The organism is Bartonella sp. AA2SXKL (assembly GCF_042197205.1).
Taxonomy (GTDB): domain Bacteria; phylum Pseudomonadota; class Alphaproteobacteria; order Rhizobiales; family Rhizobiaceae; genus Bartonella.
The window spans coordinates 105,540-113,526 of the sequence record NZ_JBHIRN010000002.1 but is presented as its reverse complement, the minus strand read 5'-3'; the positions used below and the strand labels follow the sequence as shown (position 1 = coordinate 113,526).

Here is a 7,987-nt window from a genome sequence, read left to right as displayed (position 1 = left end):
GGTGCCTCCAAAGGCATCTCAGGCGCAACCTTGGGCGCATCCTCCGGTGCCTCCAAAGGCATCTCAGGCGCAACCTTAGGCTCATCTTCCGGTACTCTCACAGGCATCTCAGGCGCAACCTTGGGCGCATCCTCCGGTGGTGCCTCCAAAGGCATCTCAGGTGCAGCCTTGGGCGCATCCTCCGGTGGTGCCTCCAAAGGCATCTCAGGCGCAACCTTGGGTGCATCCTCTGTTTTTGCTTCTAATAATTCTGGTTTTGTAAGTTCGGGTGCAAATGTTTCTGACGTGTTCTCGCTTGATGGTGGCGATGCTGTTTCAACGGGACGCGGCTTTTCCTTTGGTTGAAATGGTGCAAGACTATCTATTTGTCCCTCTCCAATATGGCGTGCATCTTCTTTCTCTTGTGGCTGCATAGTTGGTTTGACGGCAGGGATTGCATGGATAGGAGCCCTCACGGCTCCTTGTTGAGAGGAAAACTCGTCCACCAAAGGAGCAAGAGTGATGGGAATTGCTTCCAACGGTTGTGGTAAAGAGACAGAGTTTGTAAACTGAACGGCTCCCCAACTGAGAAAAATGACATGGACCACAAGGGATAAAGCCAAGCCTCGTTTCATACTATGATAGGAGTCTTTGTTCATTCTTTATGCCTTACTTATGCCTTACATTTTTTCATTTTTAATCACTCTATGCTCTTTTAAAAACATCTTAAAAACAACCGGTTATGCACAATTTTATTACTTATTATTTATTGTGCTAAACTTGCTAACGCGACTTGAGAAAACCCCGCTTTTTGAATATCTGCCAGCAGTTTTAATACTTGCTGATATTCAACAGTTTTAGCAACCCGTACAAAAACCCGTTGATCTTTTTGTGTAGCATCTGCTTCCAGAAGAGTTTTCAGGTGTGCAATCAGGGACTGTGACGTTTCATAATAATCTTGATTAATGGCAAAGCGCCCTTGCGCGTCAAGTGAAACCGTAAGAGGTGTTTTTTGAGCTCGTACGGGACCCGCTTGACTACGAGGCAAATCTAGAGGAACACCGTTCACTAAAAGGGGGGCAGAGACCATAAAAATAATCAACAAGACCAGCATGACATCCACAAAAGGAGTGACATTGATCTCACTCATCAGTTGGCTTCGTGAATGATGCCGCCTACGTGTATTTTTGCGAGAAGAAGAAGCAACAGAAAAGCCCATGGGATAAGATCCTTTTTATAAAGAGGAAGGTGCTGTGCGTGTTTCATCAATACGCCGCGATACAATTGTTGAAAATTCATCGGCAAAATTTTCTATTTGTGCAATGATGCGCGCACTTTCATGAGTCAACTTGTTATAAGCAATAACAGCTGGAATTGCTGCAAACAAACCAATAGCGGTTGCCAAAAGCGCTTCTGCAATCCCTGGCGCGACAATGGCAAGTGATGTATTTTGAGAAGCTGAAATAGAAAGAAAAGACTCCATAATACCAATAACTGTTCCAAAAAGTCCGATAAAAGGTCCCGCAGATCCCAGTGTCGCAAGAAAACTTAATTTTGATTCTATTTTTTCACTTTCACGTCCCAGCGTCAAATCCATAGCCTTATCAATTCTGCTCTGCAAACTTTTCGATGTATGGGTCCCTTTTTCAAGAGATTTTTTCCATTCAACCATTGCTGCCATAAAAACTGCGGATATACTATTGGTACGTTGACTTTTGCATGATGCATAAAGATCTTCTAGCGCTTTGCCAGACCAAAATGTGCGTTCAAACTGCTTTATTTCACGCCGTATTCTCCGATACGTAAAAATTTTATCAAAAATAATTGCCCAACTCCAGATAGAAGCGAGCAGCAACCCGATCATAACACCTTTCACGATCCAACTCGCTTGCATAAACAAATGCAACATTCCAATTGTTTCTGGATTCGTTAGTTCTAAATGCGGCATAATTTTTGTCCCTCTAAATGAAAGATGCATTTTTAAAATTTATAAAACAGATTATTTTATAGTTTCTAAATTTAAGTAAAGACTCTAGTCTCACATAAATCCATGCGCTAAAACAAGACTTGTTTCTTAAATTTCCTTAAAAAGTGATGACGAGAGACATCCCTCAATGCACGCCCCTCTCATTTCACAACAGCATTTATGAAAAATATAACGATCAGGATTTCTCCATAAATGCTATAAAAATAAAAGATATAAAAATGCATGATATAAAATCTATTATGCACCACCATCTTTACGCTTATGAAAAGAACGCTAAATCATCATACGCGTTTCTAGCTTAAAATGCTGCAATAAGTCTTAGCACTTGAAAAGATTCATAAGAAGCATTTTATTCCTTTCTTAAGTGTTTTTGTACCCACTCACCAACTCCGCTTGTGACATGTAAGAAAATGTTTTTGATTAATTCGCGGCAATAGAGCTTGAAAAGAAAAAATTTTACAAGTTTCAGAATTATCTGAAAGTGACAACGCAATGAATTATCATTGTAAATAAATATGTTATCATCATAAAAGATGACGCTTTGCCTCAGGCTATTGTTTCTCTCATTCTTTAATAAGATCACACCATCGGGCACAAAAAACGACACTAAACCACCCTAAAACGCCTCACAACAATGCACCTCACCCAGGCCCCCTATAAGTCCTATATAATCTAGTGTAAGTCTCATGTAATCTCATTGTGTTGTGAATTAGCCCCTTTCAATGCCTATCATCTCTCTGGTACCATGGTATAACGTACAAGCTTCTGTGACATGAAAAAAGCCTTTTCATATCTTTACTTCATGAAAACCGGCTTCTTCGCTCTCTTTGCTCACTTGCGATATTTGATCATTATTGCATTGAGAATGATCCATAAGGAACATTTTTACAATTTTTTCAATGGCTTATATTGTTCTCTTATGATGTATAAGCAAATGATTTTAATTGTTTCAACATGAACAGATTTGAAATGAAAGTATTTTATTCTATTCCTCTATTAGGGTTTGTACCCGTGAGAAGTGATAATTTATCTTTTTAAGTCAATATATTATATAGAATAATATGCTTTTGAAACTTTAAATGCAAGAATGCATTTCTGCTTTGTATACATTGATCTCTCACTCATTCACTACGCTTAGAAGCGCACATAAAGTGATGCATTATAGATAGAAATGGATGAAACACGCGCTCTTGTGATGCCAAATGACAATCCAGTAAAAAAAACAAATCAAATTGCTTAAAAACACCCTTTGGGTGTTTTTAAGACAATTTTCGACCTAATGGCTTATTATCACTTTATTGCAATATTGCGCTGGGTATGTGCATTTTTATAAAAATAAATCTTAATCCATTTTTATTTCTTTTTATATTTTGTACTTTTTCGCTGCTTTCCGATGCCAACAAACCTTTCTTCAAAAGAAAGAAAATATCTTGAGTTTATAGAAGAAAATGGATGATATGACATTGTTTTTGAATCATAACATGGATAGGGCGTGTTTAATTTTGTGGGATATCATCTTCAATTTATTGTAGTTATTGTAGCAGAGGTGCTTTCTTTTGCTGTATCGTGTAACCTTGTTAGAAAACATCTAGGCTATGATAAATGTATAGTCTTAGATTATAGATTACTTTATATCTGCTGATCTCTCCTGAAACTCGCTAATTCAATGAATCACACTTTTAACCAAGCATTTTTGCAAAAAGTTCTTTGGGTAAACGTCGCGGTTTTGCCTCCTCATTAATCAGAGCAATTTCAACTTTGGCTGTTACCAACGTAGTCATCTCATGCAAAATAGATTGCTCCATAAAAAAGCGGGCCCCTTGGATATGAGTAACACGTGTTTTAACGACTAAAAGATGATCAATTTTAGCGGGTCTTGAAAAATTAATTTCCATATGACGAACAACAAAAAACAGTTTTTCCCCCTCACCCCCTGCTGCTAACATCTTATTATTAAAACCGGTATCCCGTAAAAACTCTGAACGTCCTCGTTCAAAAAACTCAAGATAACGCGCATGATAAACTACACCGGAAAAATCTGTATCCGCAACATAAACGCGGACCTGAAAATTATGAAAAGCGTTTGTATGATTGCTCTTAAAAGGTGTTATTTCTGTCATCGACTTCATATCCCATAAAATCATCTAATATAGCAAATTATCTATCAATCAAAAGATTGAACACATTTTTGTGTTGAAGTTGTGAAAAGCAAAAAATCTTTAATAGTGCCAAACCTTTTTAGCCAGAATATGCTAAAAGAAGGCACGTCTCTTGTATTTTATGACCTTGCTATAAAATATTCACATAGTTTCTTTTAATAAAGAGAATGCCTTAGTCATCTTCCCCATCCCATAAAGATGTCTGAAGTGATGAATTGTCTTGAGCATCAGAAAGTTGAGAACGCCTTTGTATAGACGTTGTAGAGGCTGGAGCAGAAAGCCCTAAATGGCTCCAAGCCTTTTCAGTTAGAATGCGTCCACGAGCGGTTCTTTGAATAAAACCTTGTTGAAGCAAATACGGTTCAACAATATCTTCAATGGCATCGCGTGGTTCTGATAAAGCAGCAGCAATTGTTTCAATCCCCACCGGCCCCCCTAAAAAAGTTTCCGCAATCAGGAGCAAGTAGCGGCGGTCAAGCGGATCAAGCCCAAGATGATCAACCTCAAGGCGCGAAAGGGCTTCATCGGCGATTTTTTGGTCAATTTGTTTTGCTTGTTTAACCAAAGCAAAATCACAAACGCGCCGTAAAAGCCGTCCGGCAATACGAGGGGTTCCCCGTGCTCGGCGTGCAATTTCATGAGCACCATCATCACTGATCTTGACGGAAAAAAGTCGTGCATTACGCTGCACAATATATTCCAATTCTTCTATCGTATAAAAATTGAGACGAATTGGGATGCCAAAACGGTCTCGTAGAGGTGTGGTTAAAAGCCCCAAACGTGTGGTTGCTGCCACCAAAGTAAATTTAGCCAGATCAATTTTCACCGAGCGTGCGGCCGGCCCCTCCCCAATGATCAAATCAAGTTGATAATCTTCCATTGCTGGGTACAGAATTTCTTCAATCGCCGGATTTAAGCGATGAATTTCATCAATAAACAAGACATCACGTTCTTCAAGATTGGTCAAGAGAGCGGCTAAATCTCCTGCTTTAGCGATGACCGGCCCTGAAGTAGAGCGAAAATTAACGCCTAATTCTTTTGCCATAATCTGTGAAAGCGTTGTTTTTCCCAACCCCGGTGGCCCTACAAACAAAACGTGATCCAGCGCTTCTTGCCGCGTTTTTGCTGCTTCAATAAATATTTTTAAATTAGCCCGCGCCGCTTCTTGACCAATAAAGTCATCGAGAACTTGTGGCCTCAAGGAACGATCTGGATCGTTAGGAAGGGGGGCGGAACCCAGAAGGCGTTTATCTTCATCTTTATGCATTGTTACCTTGATTTTAAGTAGGAGAAGAAAGCAATTTGAGACTATGGCGGATCAGCAGGGCAGAAGAAACAGTTTCCCCCTCAAGAGCGTTCATCGCAAGAGCAAGAGCACGAGATGCATGCTCCCGTTCAAACCCTAGCTTCATCAACGCGGAAAGCGCATCATGCGCAGGTTGATTGGTCATCTCACGCTGAGAAACCGAAACAGTCTTGACAGCTTGTTCAAAGGGGAGTGTTTTACTTTTCAGTTCACCCACAATTCTTTCACTGACTTTTTTACCAACGCCCGGCGCTCGACTAATCATCGCAACATCGTTTAAAGCAATAGCCTGTGCAAGTTCATCTGGCGATAAAGTACCCAAGATTGCCAAAGCAACCTTTGCCCCTACTCCAGGAACATTTTGTAGAAGACAAAACCACTCCTGTTCAGCTCTTGTAGCAAAACCAAAAAGGCGGATTGCGTCTTCCCGAACATGCGTTTCAATAAAAAGGCTTAACGCCTCCCCAACAGAGGGTAAAGAAGGACGCAGCCGATTTGACACAAAAACAACATACCCCACACCGTGAACATCAAGAAGGATATGATCATCAAAGATATGTTCAAGAGTGCCCTTTAATTTGCCAATCATGTTGCCACCCCACTCATATCGCTATCCTTGCCTGATAAGATCGGTCAATACTGTTACGGTGCATACTATGACAAAGAGCAAGAGCAAGAGCATCAGCCGCATCACTGCTATCAAATTCAGCCCGTGGGAGGAGAACTTTGACCATCATATGGATTTGTTCTTTAGCCCCATGTCCAACCCCAATAACTGATTTTTTCACTTTGTTGGGCGCATATTCAAAAACAGGAAGATTTGCTTGCGCAGGAACCAGTAGTGCAATTGCACGCGCTTGGCCAAGTTTTAAAGTTGCTGTAGCATCTTTGTTGACAAATACATGTTCTACAGCGGCTTCATGGGGCATAAATTGATGCACAACCTCTGAAAGACCTTTGTGGATCTGACATAGTCTGGAAGCCAGCTCACACTGTACATCAGAAGAAACCGTCCCTGCTGCAATAAACTGAAGACGATTACCCGCAACATCGATAACGCCCCACCCTGTACGCCGTAATCCGGGATCAATGCCTATAATACGAATCGTCTCTGCCATAAACTACAGTCTATACACTTTTCCCCCCTGTGAATAAAGATGTGAATAAAGACAAGACCACAAAGAAACCAGCAACCCAAGACAAAACCAGTAAAAAGATAATCATCCCCCCAAATTTATACAATTATAACACGCAACGAACAGCATCTTTATGAAACATACTTTATGAAGCGTAACTGAAATCAGTCAAAACCATTCACACATCACAAGCAAGCACCCGATCAAGCACCCTCTAAAGCATAAAAATTCCCTTTCTATATCATATCCAATGCCATAACGGTTAAACATCGCAAGCGAGCAAAGAGAGAATGCTGAATTGCACATTCATAATGTGTAAAGAGGCTATGAAACAGATGCTACACACTTTACGAAAACTTTTTACATTATAGCATGACGCTAGCATAACAAGACAACACGTTGATTTATAAAGATAATTAATTATTTTGTATGTTGCATAAGAATCCCGAATATCCTAAGATTTTCTCATTACAAATCTGTTTATATTGAAGCAATCAAAACCATTCTCTTACATATGAAACGTGGGATTGCCGTATAGAGTGAAACTGTACAAGAAAGGACTAAAAATAATTCCTCTAATGAATTGTCTCAAGTTCCAAAGGCTGCTGCAACATTGGGGACTGGCAAAGATGATGATCGTGCCGGCTTTTTCCTTTGCAAGCGTAAAGATGAGAGAGGCTCAACGGATGTGAATAAGAACTGAGAGGTGTTTTTGAATATACCCATCACACCACAATGACATCGCGTAGAGAGGGACATTGCATGGGGGCACAGAGAGCCTATAGGACATTCATTATATGGCACTTTATTTTGGATATTTTATTTTACGCGAGGAAAAATAACTTCCATTCAAAACAAAAGAAGCCCAAAAACTGTAACAATGTGTATCATCCTCATAACACACACTTTACAGCAGCTTTATAGGCATAAATTATAGAGCATAAATAAATTGATGTACAAGCCCCTACTCTATCTTAGAGCCAGATCATTATCAGAGCCAAAACAAAATCACACGATAGATCAACAGAAATTGTTCCAGCTGCAATCAACCAAAGCCGATTTCCCACAAAGACCAACCATATCCTATTCCATGCCATAATTTACAATCAATACCTATACCCTTCAGCTATAAGCTCAAGATATTTCCTACGCTCAAATAGAAATTAGGCAGAAAAAAGCACTCTAGATTAGTTTTAGTTGTGAAATTTCGGTTGTAAAAAAAATGGGTATACTGCTCTAAATATCGCAAGAAAGAAGCAAGGAGCTATTATTCTCAGCACGCCCAAAGGCTGTTTTGAGCAATTCGATTTATTTTCCCACTGGATTATCATCGCTTAAACTACAGCCGCCCCTTATTGACCAGAACGCTTAAACTACAGCAGCATCTCTAAATGAAAAAAATGCGCGCTTCTAAACGCAA

The 7,987-nt window shown here is 39.9% G+C and carries 6 protein-coding genes and 1 pseudogene; all 7 read right to left on the bottom strand.

Going from position 1 to position 7,987, the window contains the following annotated elements:
- Positions 1-638 (bottom strand): annotated as a pseudogene (locus ACFINS_RS01725) (cell envelope biogenesis protein TolA); the annotation flags it as partial.
- 107 nt (positions 639-745) lie between these two features.
- The gene (tolR, locus tag ACFINS_RS01720) at positions 746-1,198 is read right to left on the bottom strand and encodes a protein TolR (RefSeq protein WP_375611761.1); all 453 of its coding nucleotides are present in this window, start codon (positions 1,196-1,198) and stop codon (positions 746-748) included.
- A 15-nt stretch (positions 1,199-1,213) separates the two neighbouring features.
- Positions 1,214-1,927, bottom strand: a complete 714-nt coding sequence (tolQ, locus tag ACFINS_RS01715; RefSeq protein ID WP_375611760.1) for a protein TolQ — start codon at positions 1,925-1,927, stop codon at positions 1,214-1,216.
- Positions 1,928-3,645: 1,718 nt separating this feature from the next.
- A complete protein-coding gene (gene ybgC / locus ACFINS_RS01710; RefSeq protein WP_375611759.1) occupies positions 3,646-4,086 on the bottom strand; it encodes a tol-pal system-associated acyl-CoA thioesterase in 441 nt (146 codons plus the stop codon).
- A 211-nt stretch (positions 4,087-4,297) separates the two neighbouring features.
- Positions 4,298-5,392, bottom strand: coding sequence for a Holliday junction branch migration DNA helicase RuvB (gene ruvB, locus ACFINS_RS01705; protein ID WP_375611758.1), 1,095 nt, complete (start codon positions 5,390-5,392; stop codon positions 4,298-4,300).
- Between the two features lie 13 nt (positions 5,393-5,405).
- On the bottom strand, positions 5,406-6,020 hold the full coding sequence (gene ruvA / locus ACFINS_RS01700) for a Holliday junction branch migration protein RuvA (RefSeq protein ID WP_375611757.1): 615 nt from the start codon (positions 6,018-6,020) through the stop codon (positions 5,406-5,408).
- A 13-nt stretch (positions 6,021-6,033) separates the two neighbouring features.
- Positions 6,034-6,549, bottom strand: a complete 516-nt coding sequence (gene ruvC, locus ACFINS_RS01695; protein WP_375611756.1) for a crossover junction endodeoxyribonuclease RuvC — start codon at positions 6,547-6,549, stop codon at positions 6,034-6,036.
- Positions 6,550-7,987 lie beyond the last annotated feature (1,438 nt).